Annotated in this window: 15 protein-coding genes; 11 read left to right on the forward strand and 4 right to left on the reverse strand. The window is 51.3% G+C overall.

The window, feature by feature from the left end; translation table 11 throughout:
* Positions 1 to 23 precede the first annotated feature (23 nt).
* From hisS to PGW97_RS03560, 6 genes are all read left to right on the forward strand, one after another.
* The gene (gene hisS, locus PGW97_RS03535) at positions 24 to 1,292 is read left to right on the forward strand and encodes a histidine--tRNA ligase (protein ID WP_273858744.1); all 1,269 of its coding nucleotides are present in this window, start codon (positions 24 to 26) and stop codon (positions 1,290 to 1,292) included.
* 13 nt (positions 1,293 to 1,305) lie between these two features.
* Positions 1,306 to 1,917 (forward strand): YfgM family protein, encoded by a 612-nt coding sequence (locus PGW97_RS03540; RefSeq protein ID WP_047886609.1) that lies wholly within the window; start codon positions 1,306 to 1,308, stop codon positions 1,915 to 1,917.
* Between the two features lie 13 nt (positions 1,918 to 1,930).
* Positions 1,931 to 3,088, forward strand: a complete 1,158-nt coding sequence (gene bamB, locus PGW97_RS03545) for an outer membrane protein assembly factor BamB (RefSeq protein WP_273858745.1) — start codon at positions 1,931 to 1,933, stop codon at positions 3,086 to 3,088.
* A gap of 179 nt (positions 3,089 to 3,267) precedes the next feature.
* Positions 3,268 to 4,770 carry a ribosome biogenesis GTPase Der gene (gene der / locus PGW97_RS03550; protein ID WP_047886611.1) on the forward strand — a complete coding sequence of 501 codons (1,503 nt, stop codon included), beginning with the start codon at positions 3,268 to 3,270 and terminating at the stop codon, positions 4,768 to 4,770.
* An 88-nt stretch (positions 4,771 to 4,858) separates the two neighbouring features.
* A complete protein-coding gene (locus tag PGW97_RS03555) occupies positions 4,859 to 5,737 on the forward strand; it encodes an alanyl-tRNA editing protein (protein ID WP_273858746.1) in 879 nt (292 codons plus the stop codon).
* A 588-nt stretch (positions 5,738 to 6,325) separates the two neighbouring features.
* Positions 6,326 to 6,553, forward strand: a complete 228-nt coding sequence (locus tag PGW97_RS03560; protein WP_047883971.1) for a zinc ribbon domain-containing protein — start codon at positions 6,326 to 6,328, stop codon at positions 6,551 to 6,553.
* A 59-nt stretch (positions 6,554 to 6,612) separates the two neighbouring features.
* Here PGW97_RS03560 and xseA read toward each other — a convergent pair whose 3' ends face one another.
* The gene (xseA, locus tag PGW97_RS03565; protein ID WP_273858749.1) at positions 6,613 to 7,974 is read right to left on the reverse strand and encodes an exodeoxyribonuclease VII large subunit; all 1,362 of its coding nucleotides are present in this window, start codon (positions 7,972 to 7,974) and stop codon (positions 6,613 to 6,615) included.
* Positions 7,975 to 8,244: 270 nt separating this feature from the next.
* On the opposite strand from xseA, the gene guaB reads away from it, so the two are divergent.
* Both guaB and guaA read left to right on the forward strand, forming a co-directional pair.
* Positions 8,245 to 9,708: an IMP dehydrogenase gene (gene guaB, locus PGW97_RS03570; protein ID WP_047883969.1), complete on the forward strand. Its 1,464-nt coding sequence runs from the start codon at positions 8,245 to 8,247 to the stop codon at positions 9,706 to 9,708.
* A 106-nt stretch (positions 9,709 to 9,814) separates the two neighbouring features.
* Positions 9,815 to 11,398 carry a glutamine-hydrolyzing GMP synthase gene (gene guaA / locus PGW97_RS03575; RefSeq protein ID WP_047883968.1) on the forward strand — a complete coding sequence of 528 codons (1,584 nt, stop codon included), beginning with the start codon at positions 9,815 to 9,817 and terminating at the stop codon, positions 11,396 to 11,398.
* 223 nt (positions 11,399 to 11,621) lie between these two features.
* On the opposite strand, the gene PGW97_RS03580 is transcribed toward guaA, so the two are convergent.
* On the reverse strand, positions 11,622 to 12,467 hold the full coding sequence (locus PGW97_RS03580) for a LysR family transcriptional regulator (protein WP_273858750.1): 846 nt from the start codon (positions 12,465 to 12,467) through the stop codon (positions 11,622 to 11,624).
* A 57-nt stretch (positions 12,468 to 12,524) separates the two neighbouring features.
* On the opposite strand from PGW97_RS03580, the gene PGW97_RS03585 reads away from it, so the two are divergent.
* From PGW97_RS03585 to PGW97_RS03595, 3 genes are all read left to right on the forward strand, one after another.
* On the forward strand, positions 12,525 to 13,286 hold the full coding sequence (locus tag PGW97_RS03585; protein ID WP_273858751.1) for an FMN-dependent NADH-azoreductase: 762 nt from the start codon (positions 12,525 to 12,527) through the stop codon (positions 13,284 to 13,286).
* A gap of 346 nt (positions 13,287 to 13,632) precedes the next feature.
* Positions 13,633 to 15,192: an AbgT family transporter gene (locus PGW97_RS03590; RefSeq protein ID WP_207103314.1), complete on the forward strand. Its 1,560-nt coding sequence runs from the start codon at positions 13,633 to 13,635 to the stop codon at positions 15,190 to 15,192.
* 387 nt (positions 15,193 to 15,579) lie between these two features.
* A complete protein-coding gene (locus PGW97_RS03595; RefSeq protein WP_273858754.1) occupies positions 15,580 to 17,136 on the forward strand; it encodes an AbgT family transporter in 1,557 nt (518 codons plus the stop codon).
* 146 nt (positions 17,137 to 17,282) lie between these two features.
* Here the strand turns inward: PGW97_RS03595 and fghA are convergent, their stop codons facing one another.
* Both fghA and PGW97_RS03605 read right to left on the reverse strand, forming a co-directional pair.
* Entirely contained in the window at positions 17,283 to 18,125 is an 843-nt protein-coding gene (gene fghA, locus PGW97_RS03600; RefSeq protein WP_273858756.1) for an S-formylglutathione hydrolase, read from the reverse strand.
* Positions 18,126 to 18,175: 50 nt separating this feature from the next.
* Positions 18,176 to 19,306: an S-(hydroxymethyl)glutathione dehydrogenase/class III alcohol dehydrogenase gene (locus tag PGW97_RS03605; RefSeq protein ID WP_207103312.1), complete on the reverse strand. Its 1,131-nt coding sequence runs from the start codon at positions 19,304 to 19,306 to the stop codon at positions 18,176 to 18,178.
* Positions 19,307 to 19,509: the final 203 nt, after the last annotated feature.

Below are 19,509 nucleotides of genomic sequence, written 5' to 3' on the forward strand. Positions count from 1 at the left end.
CCCATCGGTTAACGAGAATAAACGTGGCGAAACAAATTCAAGCAATTCGAGGCATGAACGATTGCCTACCAACTCAGTCTCCGCTTTGGCAAAAAGTGGAAGCGACGATTAAACAAGTTGTCAGCGCGTACGGTTACAGCGAAGTCCGTATGCCTATCGTTGAATCAACGCATTTGTTCAGTCGTGCGATTGGTGAAGTTACGGATGTTGTTGAAAAGGAAATGTATACATTCGACGACCGCAACGGTGACAGCCTGACACTGCGTCCGGAAGGCACTGCGGGTTGTGTGCGTGCGGGTATCGAGAACGGCCTGCTGTACAACCAGGAACAGCGTCTGTGGTACACCGGCCCGATGTTCCGCCACGAACGTCCGCAAAAAGGCCGTTACCGTCAGTTCCACCAGTTCGGTGTGGAAGTTTTCGGCCTGAACGGCCCAGACGTTGACGCTGAGCTGATCATGATGACAGCCCGCCTGTGGCGTGAGCTGGGTATCGACAAGCATGTCCGTCTGGAACTGAACTCGATCGGTTCACTGGAAGCCCGTGCAGACTACCGCCAGGCTCTGGTTGCGTTCCTGGAACAGCATATTGATGTGCTGGACGAAGACTGCAAACGCCGTATGCACACCAACCCGCTGCGCGTGCTGGATACCAAAAACGCCGCGATTCAGGAAATCCTGGTTGATGCGCCTAAGCTGTCTGACTACCTGGACGAAGAATCCAAGGTACATTTTGCCGGATTATGTGAACTATTAGACGCTGCTGGCATCGAATACCAAGTAAATGAACGTCTTGTGCGTGGTCTGGACTACTATAACCGCACCGTGTTTGAGTGGATCACTGAAAGCCTGGGTTCTCAGGGTACCGTTTGTGGTGGTGGTCGTTACGACGGTCTGGTTGAACAACTGGGTGGTCGCGCGACACCGGCTGTCGGCTTTGCGATGGGCCTGGAACGTCTGGTACTGATGATGGAAACTCTGGAACTGACAGATGTCCGTCGTCCGGTTGACGTCTACATGGTTACCGCTGGTGAAGGCACCATGATGGCTGGTCTGAAACTGGCTGAGAAACTGCGTGAAGAAGTGGCGGGTCTGCGAGTGATGACTCACTTTGGCGGCGGCAACTTCAAGAAACAGTTTAAGCGTGCCGATAACGTTGGTGCTGTAGTCGCACTGGTTCTGGGTGAGAATGAAATTGCCGAGAACACTGTAGTGGTAAAAGATCTGCGTGGTGGCGAACAAACCACAATGGCACAGGACGAAGTGGCCGCTAAGCTGGCTGAATTGATTTAAGAGAGGACAGGAAGTGGACGGCAATATCACAGAAGAACAACAAGTTGAACAGATTAAAGCTTGGTGGAAAGAAAACGGTAAGGCCGTTGTTCTCGGTGCTGTGATTGGTCTGGGTGGACTGGCTGGCTGGCGCTATTATCAGGCGGAAGTTCAGTCAGCCAAGGAGCAGGCATCTGATGCTTATACTCAGGTGATCAATGCTCTGGAAGCCGGCAGTGAAAACGCCGTTGCGGATACTCAGGCATTTATCGCTGGCCATGAAAGCTCCCAGTACGCAGTACTGGCAGCTTTGCAGCTAGCTAAAGTTCAGGTGCAAAGCGGCGATCTCGATGCGGCGGTAACACAACTAAACTGGGCGATCAGCAACACTAAAGATCAGGCAATTCTGCCTGTTGCACAGACTCGTTTGGCTCGCATCTATACTGAACAGGATGCGTTTGATAAAGCGCTGGCGGAGTTGGATAAAGTGACCGCCGAAAGCTGGAAGGGCAAAGTGGCCGAACTGCGTGGCGATGTCCTGCTGCAAAAAGGCGATACCCTGGCTGCTCGTGAAGCCTATGTCAGCGCTCAGCAATACGGTGCCTCTCCGGCGCTGCAGCTGAAGCTGGACGATTTGGCACAGTAGGGTAGACGTCGATATGCAGAAGGTGTTGAAGCAAGCGATCTCTGTTGCCCTGGCTGTGGGGCTGCTGGCCGGTTGTGCCAGTGAGGAAGATAATATCCAAATGGCTCCGTTGCCTGAGGTTGAAAGTGCATTTACTCCGACGCAAAGCTGGAGCACGTCAGTTGGGGATGGCATCAGCCATTTCTTCTCCAAACTGACGCCGGCGCAGGGTTACGGCAAAATTTTTGTTGCTGACCGTGTTGGACTGGTGAAAGCACTGGACCCGGAAACCGGTGACCTGATTTGGGAAAAGGATCTGGAAACGGACATTCCGGCCCGTCTTGCGGGTGGTATCAGCCTGTCATATGGCAAAGTGTTTATCGGCTCTGAAAATGCGGAAGTGATTGCACTGGATGAAGAAACGGGTGAGCTGGTATGGCGTCATCCGGTTGAAGGTGAAGTGCTGTCAAAACCGTTGGTCGATGAAGGTCTGGTGGTCGTTAACACCAGCCGCGGAGTCCTGCAGGCACTGGATGCAGAAACGGGGCAGAGCCGTTGGCAACTGGGCAGTGAAGTGCCGACCCTGACGCTGCGAGGCGACAGCTCACCGGTGTCTATTTCCGGTGGGGTGTTCTGGGGCATGGCGAATGGCCGTCTGGCTGGTGCTTTGCTGAACAATGGTCAGATGCTGTGGCAACAGCCGATTGGCTCACCCAAAGGTGCTACCGAGATTGATCGCCTGATCGATGTCGATGCGACACCGGTCATCAGCGGTGAGCGCCTGTATGCGGTCGGTTACAACGGTAACCTGGTGTCAATTGACCTGCGTACAGGACAAGCCGCCTGGAAGCGTAACTTCTCATCAGCAACGGATTTCGTGGTTGATGGTAGCCAGGTATACCTGATTAACGATCAGGACCATGTGGTTGCAGTGGATGCCCGCAGCGGTACGCCGTTGTGGACAAACAATACCCTGGAATACCGCTTGTTGAGTGCACCGACTGTGATTAACGGCTACTTGGTTGTTGGTGACAGTGAAGGGTATCTGCACTGGCTGGATCGTTATACCGGTGATTTCGTGGCACAGCAGAAAACGGATGGCAGTGGCATTGCGGTACCACCGCTGGTACTGCCTGACGGATACCTGGTAATGACCCGTGATGGTCGTATTTACAAAATGCAAATGCCGTAATTTGTCGTTATAATACGCGCCATTCTCATTTCTCGGCTCCTGCTGTGGATACAGTCAGGAGCCGTTGTTGTTATATCCGTTCGCGATATTATTGTCGGATGAAGGCAGAGCGAAGGCTCGCTGGAGGCAAGAATGAATGGAAAATATGTCATTAAGACTATGAAAAGTAAGAGGTAGTTATGATTCCTGTTGTTGCCCTTGTCGGGCGCCCAAATGTGGGTAAATCGACGTTATTTAACCGTCTTACCCGGACTAGGGATGCGCTGGTAGCTGATTTTCCTGGCCTAACAAGGGATCGTAAATACGGTAAGGCCGAGTTAGAAGAGCACGAATTTATCGTGATCGATACCGGCGGTATTGACGGCTCTGAAGAAGGCGTCGAAACCAAAATGGCCGAGCAGTCGCTGGCGGCGATCGAAGAAGCGGACGTGGTTCTGTTTCTGGTCGACGGCCGTGCCGGTCTGACCGCTGCGGATGAAGCGATTGCCAAGCACCTGCGCAGCCGTGAAAAGCCCACTTTCCTGGTGGTGAACAAAATTGACGGTATTGATGGCGACAGTGCGTGTGCAGAATTCTGGCAGTTGGGTGTTGATGCGATGTACCAAATCGCAGCAGCACAGAACCGTGGCGTAACCGCGCTGATGGAGCGTGCGCTGGCACCGTTTGCAGAAAACCTGAAGGCGAAAGAAGCTGAAGGCGAAGAAAGCGATGAAGTACAGATCGAAGATCTGACATCGGTTGAAGACATCGAAAAAGCAAACCTGTCAGAAGCTGATGCGGAAGCCGCTTACAAGCGTCTGCAAGAGCAGCCGATTAAGCTGGCGATCATCGGTCGTCCTAATGTCGGTAAATCTACCCTGACCAACCGTATTCTGGGCGAAGAGCGCGTTGTAGTGTTCGATATGCCGGGTACAACCCGTGACTCGATTTACATCCCGATGGAGCGCGATGGCCAGGAATACGTTCTGATCGACACCGCGGGGATTCGCCGTCGTAAAAATATGCACCAAGCGGTAGAGAAATTCTCGGTTATTCAAACCCTGAAAGCCGTTGAAGACGCCAACGTGGTGCTGCTGGTTATCGATGCCCGCGAAAACATCTCGGATCAGGATCTGAGCCTGCTGGGCTTTGCTCTGAATGCCGGCCGTTCACTGGTTATTGCCGTCAACAAATGGGACGGTCTGGATAACGAAGTGAAAGAGCGCGTGAAGTCTGAGCTGGATCGCCGTTTGGGCTTTGTGGACTTTGCCCGTATCCACTTTATTTCTGCCCTGCACGGTACCGGTGTGGGTCACCTGTATGAATCCGTACAGGAGGCTTACCAATCTGCTACGAAGCGTATCAGCACATCAATGCTGACCCGCATTCTGCAGATGGCGCAGGATGATCACCAGCCGCCGATGATCCGTGGCCGCCGTGTGAAACTGAAATATGCGCACGCAGGGGGTTATAACCCACCGATTATCGTGATCCACGGTAACCTGGTGAACGAGTTGCCTGGTTCGTACAAGCGTTACCTGATGAACTACTACCGCAAGTCATTGGAAATGATGGGGACGCCGATCCGTATCCAGTTCCAGAACAGCGAAAACCCATTTGAAGGTAAGAAGCAGAAGCTGACTATTTCTCAGGAGCGTCAGCGTAAACGTCTGACCAATGTCCTGAAAAACCGTGATAAGTAATACTCACCGTTTTTGCTGAATGTTAAGCCCGGCCAAGCGCCGGGCTTTTTGTTATCATGCTTAGCAGTTCGAACAATGAAGGACAGTTATGACAGCGATAAGCGCAACCCGGGTGGTCTTTCCGGATTATCAGTATCAGGCACAGGCGAATGTACAGCTCGTTGAAGCCGATGGGCAAGGCGGCCTGTATGTGGTGACCGATGTTACCCCTTTTCACCCGGTCAGCCACATCTGGCCGGATCATCCGGCAGACCGCGGAATACTGAAGTGGGGAGGCGATAGCCAACCTGTTGTCGGCTGTCATGTCGGTGCCGTTGAACTGGTGACCGGACAGCTGTTTGTCGGCGCCGCGATTCCAGTCAAACGCTTTGAGCCGGGCTGGGTGTTTGTTGTGGTGCATCAGCTTGCCGCTGATATGGTGCTGGCCGCAGGGGTGGCTGTTGAGTTGGTTGTCGATGAGATTTATCAGCAGGCCCTGAGCCGTGGCCACAGTGGGGGCCACCTTTCCTCGCTGGCGCTTAACAAGGTCCTCCATCAGGGATTCTGGCGAAAAGAGGCATCACGGAAAGATGAACTCGGGCACTACGATTTCCACAGTTATGCGCAAACGGAAAGCCGTGTGACCGAAGATTGCAGTACTGATACTTATCGCCTCGGGAAGACCCTGCGAAAACGCGGAATGAATACGGCAGAGATGCTCGCAGCTCTGCCTGACATCACGGAGCAGGTGAACCAGCAGCTGACTGCCTGGTGCCACGAAGGTTTTCCGGTGACACTTCGCAAAGAAGGCTCTGCTTTGACAGATTCCCGCTACTGGCAGTGCGATCTGCTAGAAGGGAATGTAGTCGAAATCCCTTGTGGCGGTACTCATGTCCGCTCTCTGGCCGAGTACGCATCATTGACCGTATCGTTTGATATTCGCAATGAGCAGGAGTTGATAATGATCACCCGCAGTGTTAAAGCTTGATCACCGAACCCGTTGATAAAAATCGCCTTGATGGCGATTTTTTTATATTTATCAGACTATTATTAATGAAATGATGGTATCTGATAACCGTCGTAAAGTTTGCTGGATCCTGATTCTATGGGTTTACAACATTCTTGATCTATGGGCTTTAAAACCATGTTAGTAAAATAATATGTCGGTTTAAATTGAAAAACAGCATATGTAACTTATGCTTTCGGGAAGTGTATTGATAAATGTTCTTTTGGAACCTGATCGCTGATCAATAGGGTTTATCACGTTGATCAACAGAATCAGGTACGCTCAGGCTTCGCGGTAGAAAAGAGATATTGGATAAGCAGTAGAGGCGAGTGCGAAGAACACGCAGTGAAAAATATCGAATGGCTTTTATGAAGCTACACGTGTAGTGAGATGCTCTGCCAGAGAGCCAGAGAGCCAGAGAGCCAGAGAGCCAGAGAGCCAGAGAGCCAGAGAGCCAGAGAGCCAGAGAGCCAGAGAGCGGATTCCTAAGCTGAATCAATGGCAGTGAAAACAACTTGCGCTAGGATACGGCGCATAAAAATGCCGACTATGCCTGATTAGGAGTAACACATGGAACAGAATTTTTGCCCGGAATGCCAAACGGAAATGCATTGGCATGACAATCATTACCACTGCGAGGACTGCGGTAAAAATTGGCGAAAGCAAGCGTACTGCCCGGACTGTGCAGCCCAGTTGGAAAAGCTGGCAGCCTGCGGTGCCGCCAGTTATTTTTGTAATCAGTGCAATGAGTTGAAGTCTAAATCCAGAATCCGGATTGAGTTTGTCAGGGCCGAATAGCCTCCATCAACCCTGACGGGACACATGGGGTTAATGGACACAGATTGATGGGCTTCAGATTAACGGGAAGACGACTCGCTGACCACAGAACTTATCTCGCCGTCGGCCAGTCGGGTATGAATCGTGTCACCGACCGACACCTGACTGCTGTTGCGAACCACTGTGCCGCTACTGTCGCGGGTGATGGAATATCCCCGTCCCAGTGTTGCCAGCGGGCTGACCGCTTCCAGTTTTTCGGCTGCCATTGCCAGTCGGTGGCCAGAGGCGACCAAGCGACGATCCATGGCTTCCTGCAGCCTATCTTCCAGCCGGTGGAGCTGGTTCTGTTTGGTTGCCAGCGTGCGGGCAGGAGAGTGCAGCGCCAGTTTGTAATTGTATTGCTCCAATTGCTGCTGGTAACGGGCCATGTAGCGTTGCATGGTGTGACCAAGGCGTCCGGTCAGCTCATCCAGTTGCTGTTGTTGCTGGTTCAGGCGAACTTGCGGATGCTGGCGGTCCAGCCTGTGCTGCAGGCGAATAGCCTGGGCGAGGCGTTCAGACATGTAGTGGCGCATAGCGCTTTGCAGTTGTTGCTGTCGCTGGCGTATCTGCTGGGTCTGGTGGGTCATATCCCGGCTTATCAGCTCAGCGGCTGCTGAAGGGGTCGGTGCGCGTACGTCCGCGACAAAGTCAGCAATCGTCACGTCCACTTCGTGGCCGACGGCGCTTACAATTGGGATTTGACTGGCTGCGATAGTGCGGGCCACGATTTCTTCGTTGAACGCCCACAAATCTTCCAAAGAGCCACCGCCACGCCCCACAATCAGGACATCACATTCCTGGCGGGCATTTGCCCGGCCGATAGCCTGCGCAATTGAAATGGCTGCTCCTTCACCCTGTACCATGGTCGGGTAAATTACAACCGGCAGGCTGGGATCCCGGCGTTTTAGTACCTGTAAAATATCATGCAGTGCAGCACCGGTTTTAGAGGTAATAATCCCGACCCGGCGAGGTAAATCCGGCAGCGTTTTTTTCAGCGACTGAGCAAACAGACCTTCGGCGGCCAGTGCCATTTTCAGCTGTTCAAATTGTTGCTGCAGTCGACCATCACCTTCCGGTTGCATGCTTTCGATGATCAGTTGGTAGTCCCCACGAGGTTCATACAGCGACAATCGCGCTTTGACCAGAACCTGGGTCCCATTGGCCGGTTTGAAGGTGACCCGTCGGTTTGTGCCCTTGAACATGGCACATTTCACCTGAGCACGGGAGTCCTTCAGGGTGAAATACCAGTGGCCGGAGACCGGCATCGACAGGTTAGACAGTTCACCAACCAGCCAGACAACTCCCATTTCGTTCTCAAGGATCAGTCTGACCTGAGCGTTCAGGCTGGAAACGGTATAAATGCGATCGTTGTTCTGAGTTTGGGGAGAAAATAGGGTCACGCGGCAGAAAACCTGTAGTCGGAGGCTTAGGCGGGTGCGGAAAACGAGAGAAGATATCGTTTGCTATTTTTTGGGCAGATCTGTGGACAGATCTTGGTCGTAAAACGGCGACCGCAACACCGGAAACTTAACCGAAATATATTACAGATCAAGGGAAAATAATCAATAAAAAAATCAAAAAAAATTCTAGCCAAACGTTTGCACCCTACGTATAATTCGTTCGCAATATTTTATCCTTCTTTAAACCTCTACTTGGTGTGAGATATTGCAATGTTACGAATCAAACAAGAAGCTTTGACTTTCGACGATGTTCTGCTGGTTCCAGCCCATTCAACTGTACTGCCTAACACTGCCGATCTGCGCACCCGTCTGACGAAAGACATTTCGCTGAACATCCCTATGGTGTCAGCGTCAATGGATACCGTCACTGAAGGTCGCCTGGCGATTGCCCTTGCCCAGGAAGGTGGCATTGGCTTCATCCACAAAAACATGTCCATTGAGCAGCAGGCTCGTGAAGTTCGCATGGTGAAAAAGTTCGAAGCGGGTGTGGTATCAGAACCTGTCACCGTGAAACCAGACAACACCATCGAAGATGTGAAGCGCCTGACTGAAGAAAACGGCTTTGCCGGTTACCCGGTAGTGACTGGTAACAACGAACTGGTGGGTATTATTACCGGCCGTGACGTTCGTTTCGTGACCGACCTTTCCCTGAAAGTAGAAGATGTGATGACGCCAAAAGGTAAACTGGCGGCTGCCAAAGAAGGCGCATCACGTGAAGAAGTAGAAAAAATCATGCAGCAGCACCGTGTTGAAAAAGTGCTGCTGGTTAACGACAGCTTCCAGCTGCGCGGCATGATCACGGCAAAAGACTTCCAGAAAGCAGAGCGTAAGCCTAATGCGTGTAAAGACGAGTTCGGTCGTCTGCGTGTGGGCGCAGCGGTGGGTGCCGGTGCCGGTAACGAAGAGCGTGTGAAAGCGCTGGTTGAAGCGGGTGTTGACGTACTGCTGATTGACTCTTCTCACGGCCACTCTGAAGGGGTTCTGCAGCGTATTCGCGAAACCCGTACTGCCTACCCGAACCTGCCAATCGTAGGCGGTAACGTAGCGACGGCAGAAGGTGCTCGTGCCCTGATTGAAGCTGGTGTCAGTGCTGTGAAAGTGGGTATCGGCCCAGGCTCAATCTGTACCACTCGTATCGTGACCGGTGTGGGTGTTCCGCAAATTACAGCTATCGCTGATGCAGCGGCCGTAGCGAACGAATACGACATTCCGGTAATCGCAGACGGCGGTATCCGTTTCTCCGGCGACATGTGTAAAGCCATTGCGGCTGGTGCATCCTGTGTGATGGTCGGTTCAATGTTCGCCGGTACGGAAGAAGCACCGGGTGAAGTAGAGCTGTACCAGGGCCGTGCTTATAAATCTTACCGCGGCATGGGCTCTCTGGGCGCGATGTCAAAAGGTTCTTCAGACCGTTACTTCCAGACTGACAATGCGGCAGACAAACTGGTACCGGAAGGTATCGAAGGTCGTGTGGCGTACAAAGGTCACCTGAAAGAAATCGTTCACCAGCAACTGGGCGGCCTGCGTTCAAGCATGGGTCTGACCGGTTCGGCAACCATCGAAGAGCTGCGTACTAAAGCGGAATTTGTTCGTATCTCTGGTGCTGGCATGAAAGAGTCTCACGTTCACGATGTGACGATTACAAAAGAAGCACCTAACTACCGTCTGGGCTAATCGCTACGCAACGAATTGCGAAAACGTTTGCCTAACTAAAAAACTCGTATAAGATCGGGGGCGTTTTTTAGCCCCCACCTTCCACTGATTTTTGAGACAGCCTGAAATGAGCACGACCACAAATATTCATGACCAACGTATCCTGATTCTGGACTTTGGTTCTCAGTACACGCAGCTAATCGCACGTCGTATCCGTGAAATTGGCGTTTACTGTGAACTGTGGAGCTGGGACGTCGATGAAGCCGATATCCGCGACTTCAATCCGAACGGTATTATCCTGTCAGGCGGTCCGGAAAGTGTGACCGAAGCCGGCTCTCCTCGTGCCCCTCAATATGTGTTTGAAGCGGGTGTACCGGTATTTGGTGTGTGCTACGGCATGCAGACCATGGCTGAGCAGCTGGGCGGTAAAGTTGCTGGTTCAACCGAGCGTGAATTTGGTTATGCGCAGGTGAAAATTGTTGAGCCAACAGACTTCTTCCACAACATTGAAGATGCGCTGTCTGATGACGGTCAGGCGCTGCTGGACGTTTGGATGAGCCACGGTGATAAAGTGGTTGAAATCCCGTCTGACTTCGTCAAAGTGGCTGAAACTGAGACGTGTCCTTACGCTGCGATGGCGAACGTAGAGAAGCATTTCTACGGTGTACAGTTCCACCCGGAAGTGACTCACACTCGTCAGGGCATGCGCATTATCGAAAACTTCGTTCTGGGCATCTGTGGCTGTGAGAAGCTGTGGACTTCCGAGAACATCATCGAAGACGCTATTGCACGTATCAAAGAGCAAGTGGGCGATGATGAAGTGATCCTGGGCCTGTCAGGCGGTGTGGATTCTTCCGTTGTTGCAATGCTGGTGCACCGTGCCATCGGTGACAAACTGACTTGTGTTTTCGTTGACAACGGCCTGCTGCGTCTTAATGAAGGCCACCAGGTAATGGAAATGTTTGGCGACCACTTCGGCCTGAACATTGTTCACGTTAATGCTGAAGATCGTTTCCTGTCTGCACTGGAAGGTGTGGATGAGCCAGAAGCCAAACGTAAAATCATCGGCCGCGTGTTTGTTGAAGTCTTCGATGAAGAAGCGGGTAAACTGGAGAACGCGAAGTGGCTGGCACAAGGCACAATCTATCCGGATGTGATTGAGTCTGCGGCATCGAAGACCGGTAAAGCGCACGTGATCAAGTCTCACCACAACGTGGGCGGTCTGCCGGATGATATGGAAATGGGTCTGGTTGAGCCGCTGAAAGAGCTGTTCAAAGACGAAGTGCGTAAGATCGGTCTGGAACTGGGTCTGCCGTACAATATGCTGTACCGTCACCCGTTCCCGGGTCCAGGTCTGGGCGTACGTGTACTGGGCGAAGTGAAGAAAGAGTACTGTGACCTGCTGCGCCGTGCTGACGCTATCTTCATTGAAGAACTGCATAAAGCGGATCTGTACAACAAAGTTTCTCAGGCCTTCACTGTCTTCCTGCCAGTACGCTCTGTGGGCGTTATGGGCGATGGTCGTAAGTACGACTGGGTAGTATCACTGCGTGCTGTTGAAACGATTGATTTCATGACTGCGCACTGGGCACACCTGCCATACGACTTCCTGGGTAAAGTGTCTAACCGTATTATCAATGAAGTAAACGGCATTTCCCGTGTGGTTTACGACATTTCTGGTAAGCCGCCAGCAACCATCGAGTGGGAATAATTTCCCAACCGGAAACGTCTGGCACTAACAGGCACTAAATCATATCTAAGTCCGCATAATTGCGGACTTTTTTTGTTTTGGTCTTAGTCATTTTTGGCAATATCTGGCAACGCCAAGCACGGTTTAACCGTGGTATTTTGATGGGTATGATTCATCAGTAATGCCATGGATTACGCCCGATACCATGCTGGCATGATCAGAGAACAAATTGAGGTTCAGACCACTACAATAACTTTTCAAGCCATAACAGGAATGCTTCGTGTGTCCTAGTGTCATATTTTTCTTTGTCAGGGCAGTAAAAGCAAAATTCAGTATCTACGGGATTTGAATTAAACGAATGAAAAATGCCAGCCGTGATAAGAGGAGCGGTTAAGGTGGTTGAACAAAAGACCAGGGCTTTTCCTAATAAGGCTTCCTGAATCCCAATAAGTTCTTGATCATAGGTGACATACTCAACCTTGCTCTGTTCAATTCCATTCTTTTCCAGCCATGCGTGGACGGGCGCTGGTGGTAGTTTCCGGTTTTTCCACCTGGTGGAAATAATCTTAAACCTGTCAGCCTTACTCGAAAAGTCGAGATAGGACGGGGTTCCAAAGGCATCAAATTTTTCATGTTTCAGAATGTCAGATGTTTTTACGGACTCCGTACTACCAAATCGGATCGGCAGAGTATTAGGGTAATTATCGAATGATTCTCCTGTCGACACGTCTATCAAAACGCCTGGATGTAAGCGCATATACTCTTCGATAGCCGGGATCAGCCTCATGGAGGCGAGAGCCGTCGTGGTCGAAATCAGAATGTTATTGCCGGAGAACTTAATTTCGTCTATTGCCATCGCAATAGTACGGAATCCGCTGGTTGCAGCCAGGGCTAATTTTTTCCCAGCTTCGGTCAATTCAATCTTCCGTACTTTTCGATGAAAGAGAGACACATTCAGACGGCTTTCGAGATTCTGTACATGATGAGAAATCGCTGTTGGGGTTAGTGACAGTTCATGGGCGGCAGCTTTAAAGCTTCCGTGGCGGGCGGCTGACTCAAACGCTTTAAGTGCTTGTAATGAAACCTGCATCAGGCATGACCATGTGGTTGTTTTTGCGCCATTATAGATGAGTTTAACGCATCTATAATGACATTTATCTCGTTTGTTGGCGGGTTGTGGGGTGAGTATAGTTTTGGTGTTTTAATTAACCAAGGAAATGAAATGACATCTTTACTTCACATTGATTCCAGCGTCAGAGCGGCGAGTAACGAGAACCCGGGGCATAATTCCATCTCGAAAAATATTGCCATTCAGTTCACAGAGGCGTGGAGAAAAGTACATACCACAAATCAGTATATTTACCGGGATGTCGGTATGCATCCGCCCGAGTTCATCAATCAGAACTGGATAGGGGCGGTGTTCACCCCAGAAGAACGGCAAACAGAGAATCAAAGGGCTCTGCTTGAGCTATCCGACAAACTGATTCAGGAAGTCGCCCAGGCCGATATCATTGTCATTTCATCTCCGATGTACAACTACGGTATGCCTGCCCACCTTAAAGCCTGGTTTGATCAGATCATACGTATTAACAAAACGTTTGACTTTGACCTTTCTCGCGGGGATTTCCCGTTGAAGCCACTGTTCAGTGGCAAAACGCTGGTGATCATTACTTCCAGTGGAGAGTTTGGGTTTGAAAAAGGCGGAATACGAGAAGAGCATGGTCACCTAGTGCCTCATCTCCGCACTTTAAGTAAATATTTAGGCGTTGATACGATTTATGAAATCGCTGCTGAATATCAGGAATTTGGGGACAAAAGACACACGAAGTCTCTTAATGACGCGATGGAGAGGGCGAGGAAACTCGGGCAGGAATTGGCGAATAAAGTCGGCTCTCCGTTCCGGGAATAATCCCGCACTAAGCGTGCTTGCTGAACAGAAAAATGAAGAGGCCTCCGAGCCTCTGTTTTTCGTCTCTGTTCCGGAAAGTACTCCTATAGTGAGGAACCTATGTTAACTGTGATGTTTTGCTGTGAAGCTAAGTTGTTTTGTTATTGTTGGTGTAATGTTTTGTATTAATATTTCATTACAAAATCTATGGGAACTATTTTATTGTTAACTAGCATAACGCACTTTTTGTGCGGCGCTTTTTATTACAATCCGAAGGAGGCCTGTGAACGGCTACTGCCGGGGCGGCTGACGAAGAACGATAAAAGCGTCGCAAATTAACAACATCATCTGTTTCCATGGAGCTCCCATGAGTGATCAAGCTGTAAAAGAGGCACTGGATACACCACCCAGTGCAATGGATAAATTCCTCAATTTTATTGAAAAAGCGGGTAACAAAATCCCTGACCCGGCTTTGCTGTTTTTTTGGGGACTACTGATTGTATGGGGCTTGTCGGCACTCCTTTCTCAGTTCGAGTTCGGACTGATCCATCCTGTTACAGGCCAGGCAATTGAGATTAACAACCTACTGACGGGACAATCCCTGTCGAGCTTCCTCGCGGGAATGGTGAAAACCTTCACCGGTTTTGCGCCACTGGGCATCGTTCTGGTTGCCATGCTTGGGGTAGGGGTAGCAGAAGCATCCGGGTTTATTAACACCGGCCTGAAAAAGATGCTGAACATCACGCCGGCGAAATTGTTGACGCCGACACTGATTTTAGTGGCTATCGTTTCCCATACCGCGGCAGATGCCGGTTATGTGCTGGTGATTCCTCTGGGCGGGATTATTTTCCATGCTGCCGGTCGCCATCCGCTGGCGGGTATTGCCGCGGCGTTTGCCGGGGTATCGGGTGGTTTCTCCGCCAACTTTATTCCTTCGGGTATCGATCCGTTGCTGGCTGGCTTTACTCAGTCTGCCGCACAAATTCTGGACCCGACGTATGTGGTAAACCCGCTGGCTAATCTGATGTTTACCGGTTTGTCTTCCATTGTTGTGGTGGCGATTGGCTGGTATGTCACAGAGAAAGTGATTGAGCCGCGCCTGAACCAGACGCCGGTCGATGAAGATGCGGAAGAGGCACCGGATCTGGGTTCTTTTACCGCGATCGAATCGAAAGCCTTTAACCGTGCTGGTTGGGCCATGGTATTGGGAATCATTGCGCTGGTTGCTGCCGTTTTGCCAGAAACGTCACCGCTGCGTTCTCCGGAAGGCGAAATTACGGCGTTTGCGGCTCCGCTGATGCAGTCGATTGTACCGCTGATCTTTATCTTGTTCGTGATTCCGGGTGTGGTATACGGTCGTGTTGCCGGTACGTTCAAAACGAGCGATGACATTATCAAAGCGATGTCTGCCACCATGGGAACCATGGGCGGCTACATTGTGATGGCTTTCTTCTGTGCTCAGTTCCTGGCGGCATTCAGCCAGTCGAATCTGGGAACACTGCTGGCACTGTCAGGTGCTGATTTACTGAAAGCGATGAACCTGCCGGGTCAGATCACGATTGTTGGGATGATTCTGCTGACGGCGTTCGTAAACCTGCTGGTTGGCTCGGCATCAGCGAAGTGGGCTCTGATTGGTCCGATTCTGGTGCCGATGCTGATGGCGGTTGGTATTTCTCCGGAGCTGACACAGGCGGCCTACCGAGTGGGGGATTCTGTTTCTAACATTATTTCGCCGCTGATGGTGTTCTTCCCGCTCGTGGTGGTGTACATGCAGCGCTACGTGAAAGGGGCGGGGATCGGTACGCTGGCCTCAATGATGATGCCTTACTCGATTGCGATGCTGATTGGCTGGACACTGTTCCTGCTGGCTTACTGGGCAGTCGGTATTCCTCTGGGTATTCAGGCTCCGTACACATACTCGATGTAAACTACCCCAAATTTACTGCATGTAATTGCAGCATGACCATTAGCAAGCCCCGCCATGCGGGGCTTTTTTGTCTTTTGAAACATAGCCAAAAGGCATGTCGTGGGGTGGATATATAGGGTTATATTCTTGTTGGATATGAATTCTGGTTGTTGGTAACTATTCGTTACTTAATTCTGATTGTTTGTGATTCTTAATTTTGTTGTTTTTATGGGTTTATGTTCTGAATATATATTCTTTGTTGGTTTGTTTTATTGATTATATTGTTTTTATTGGTTTTATTTATGATTAATAAGTTTGATATTTTGTTTTGATATTTAGGTTTATTTTGTTATTTTCACTGCCATTAACAGTATTATCTCTCGTTTATGGAATAAGGAAATAACGATAATGAGTGACACATTGGCACCGATTGCCAGAAATAAAGGAATAATCAGAGTGATTGAAAGGGTCGGCCGTAAGATCCCTGACCCGGTAATTATTTTCATGAGCCTGTTTGTCTTCTGTCTGCTGATGACCGGTTTAATTGGGGGTCTGCAATTCCAGACAACCGGGGCGGACGGGAGTGCGGTTACTCACACCATTAAAAACATGCTGGCGGCAGAGAATGTACGCTGGATGTTTGATAATGCGCTGCTGACAAACTGGTTGTCCTTTGGCCGAGGCGTTCTGGGTGTGATCCTGATCGTGATGGTCGGGGTCGGGATTGCCGAACATTCCGGTTTGCTGTCGACCGTAATCAAGAAAGTGGGCCTGCGTATTAACGATCGCTGGTTGCCTCTGCTGGTGGTGTTCCTGGGTATCATGAGTTCAATTGCCAGTGACGCCGGTTACCTGATCCTGATCCCGCTGGCTGGCCTGCTGTATGCCGGACTGGGTAAGAACCCGCTAATCGGTATGGCTGCGGCGTTTGCCGGGGTGTCAGCCGGTTTCTCTGCCAACCTGATTCCAGCGACACCATCTGATGTTATCCTTGGCGTTAACGCCCGCATTTTTGCTGAATCACAAGGCATTCCGTTTGTAACGGCACAGGGCAACCCTATTAACCCAGCCACCATGCATTACTTCTTTATCGCCACCTCCACCTTCTTGCTGGCGGCTCTGGGCGCATGGGTAACGGTACGTTTTGTCGGCCCTCGTCTTGAAAAGATGCCTTACCAGATCCCGGAAGATCTGAATCTGGATGACTTCCAGGTGACGGATGCTGAAGACAAGGGCCTGCGTGCGGCAGGTATCGGTCTGATTTTGTCACTGGCTGCGGTTGCGGCGCTGGCGATGGGGCCACTGGCGACGTACACCAACGAAGCGGGTCGCGAGGTGACACCTTATCTGGATAACGTCATTCTGCTGATTGCCATGGTGTTCGCGACAATCGGTATTTTCTTTGGCGTCTCGACCGGTAAATTCAAATCACTGCAGGACGTGGTCTCCGCCATGGTGAAGCAGATGAACACCATGGGCTATATTCTGGTCCTGACGTTCTTCTCGTACAACTTCCTTGCACTGCTGGGCTTCTCCGGGTTGGGCACGTATGTCACGTATCTGGGGGCAACATTCCTGGGCTCGCTGGGCCTGCAGAACTTCCCGATCCTGTTGATTATCGGCTTTATCCTGACAACCGCGTTGATTAACCTGTTTGTCGGCGGCCTGACCTCGAAATGGATGCTGCTGGGGCCGATCTTTGTCCCGATGCTGTACCAGGTGAACCCGGACATGACACCGGACATGGTGACGGCGGCATACCGTGTGGCAGATTCGTCAACCAACATCATTACACCAATGATGAGCTATGCCGGGGTGGTGCTGGCCTTCATGCGTAAGTACAAGCCAGAGCTGTCGTTCGGCGATGTGATTGCGATGATGGTGCCGTACTCCATTACTTTCTTGCTGTCTTGGACGGCGCTACTGGTTGCGTTCTTTACTTTCGGTATCCCTCTGGGCTTCTAAGTCAACGGATAAGCGGTAATGACAAAGCCGGAGCGCCCAAGCGTGAAGGGTTAGAGTTGAAACAGCCTACAGCAGAACACTGCCGTCAGCTGAAAAAGATGAGCCATTAAAATAGCCCGCATAATGCGGGCTATTTTTTTGCCGGTTTACAGCAGGTACTGCGCATGAAAACGCAGGTGGTCTTCGATAAAGCTGGCAATGAAGTGGTAGCTGTGGTCGTACCCTTCATGCATCCGCAGTTCAAGCGGATAATCGACAGCCTGTGCCGCAGACAGCAAGGCTTCCGGCTTCAGTTGTTCCGCCAGAAAGTTATCCTGATCCCCCTGATCAACCAGGGCAGGCACGGGCTGGGCATTATGCTTCATCAGCTCGGCACTGTCGTACGCTTTCCAGCTTTCCTGATCGTTGCCCAGATAGTGCGTGAAGGCTTTCTTCCCCCACGGGCAATTGACTGGGTTGGCAATCGGACTGAACGCTGACACGGAGGTGTAGCGGGACGGGTTGCGTAGGGCAATCATGAGTGCGCCATGGCCGCCCATGGAATGGCCACTGATCGCGCGTTTGTCGTTCACCGGAAAATGGGTTTCAATCAGTGCCGGCAGCTCATGCACCACGTAATCGTACATCCGGTAGTTTCGGTTCCACGGTGCCTGCGTGGCATTCACATAAAAACCGGCCCCGTGGCCAAAGTCATAGGCGCCGTCAGCATCATCCGGTACATCCTCACCGCGCGGGCTGGTATCCGGTGCGACAATGGCAATGCCGAGCTCGGCCGCTATCCGTTGGGCACCGGCTTTTTGCATAAAGTTTTCGTCGGTGCAGGTCAGTCCGGACAGCCAGTACAGCACCGGGACTTTTTCACCCTGTGCGATTTGTGGCGGCAGATAGATCGCAAAGCGCATCTCACAACCCAGTACATCAGAGTGGTGGGTGTATTGTTTGTGCCAGCCGCCAAAGCTTTTATTCCAGCTTACGTTTTCGATAGTCATAACAGCTCTCATAACGCAGCCGGGAGGTGAATGCCTCCCGGCCTAACAGGTTATTTATCGTAGTGGATCACAGAGCGGATGCTTTTGCCTTGATGCATCAGGTCAAAAGCCTCGTTAATGCCTTCCAGACCCATGGTGTGGGTAATGAAGTCATCCAGCTTGAATTTGCCCGCCATGTAGTCTTCCACGATACCCGGAAGTTCTGAACGGCCTTTGACGCCACCAAAGGCTGAGCCTCGCCACACGCGACCGGTTACCAGCTGGAACGGACGGGTGGAAATTTCCTGTCCGGCACCAGCGACCCCGATGATCACCGACTCTCCCCAGCCTTTGTGGCAGCATTCCAGGGCGGAACGCATCACGTTGACGTTACCGATACATTCAAACGAAAAGTCGACACCGCCGTCGGTCATCTCGACAATTACTTCCTGAATCGGCTTGTCATAATCGTTCGGGTTGATGCAATCGGTGGCTCCCAGCTTTTTCGCCAGCGCATATTTATCTTCGTTGATGTCAATCCCGATGATACGGCTGGCACCCGCCATGGTGGCGCCGATCACTGCTGAGAGACCAATTCCGCCCAGACCGAAAATGGCCACGGTATCGCCTTTCTGCACCTTGGCGGTTTTCAGTACGGCGCCCATCCCGGTGGTCACGCCACAGCCCAGCAGGCAGACTTCCTCCAGCGGAGCTTCCTTGTTGACTTTAGCCAGCGAGATTTCCGGGAGAACCGTGTATTCAGAGAACGTTGAGCAGCCCATGTAGTGATAAATCGGCTGACCGTCTTTGTAGAAGCGGGTGGTGCCGTCCGGCATCAGGCCTTTACCTTGCGTTTCACGGATCTTCTGGCACAGGTTGGTTTTGCCTGACAGGCAGAACTTACATTCGCCGCACTCCGGGGTATACAGAGGAATCACATGATCGCCCACGGCAACGCTGGTGACGCCTTCACCGACCATTTCCACAATACCGCCCCCTTCGTGGCCCAGAATGGCCGGGAAAATTCCCTCCGGGTCTTCGCCGGACAGGGTGAAGGCATCGGTGTGGCAGACGCCGGTCGCGACAATGCGCACCAGCACTTCGCCTTTCTTCGGCAGCATCACATCCACTTCTTCAATCGACAATGGCTGCTTCGGACCCCATGCAATAGCGGCGCGTGATTTGATGAATTTCTCTGACATGGTCGTGTTCTCTCCGTCTGAGTAAAGGGGTTACCCGTCTGTTATTCCCTGCGACTGCGACAAAAGCAATCGCTATAAAAATAGGTGATTTTCATGGCAAACGAGTGAGCGTGGCGAAATCCATCCGCTCACTGATATCTGGCTGTCAGTATATTTGTTTCTCGTGTGATGATAATTAGCTTAAAATGAAAATAACTTTTACT

This window comes from Photobacterium sp. GSS17 (assembly GCF_028621875.1).
In the GTDB taxonomy this organism is placed as follows: Bacteria; Pseudomonadota; Gammaproteobacteria; order Enterobacterales; family Vibrionaceae; genus Photobacterium; species Photobacterium ganghwense.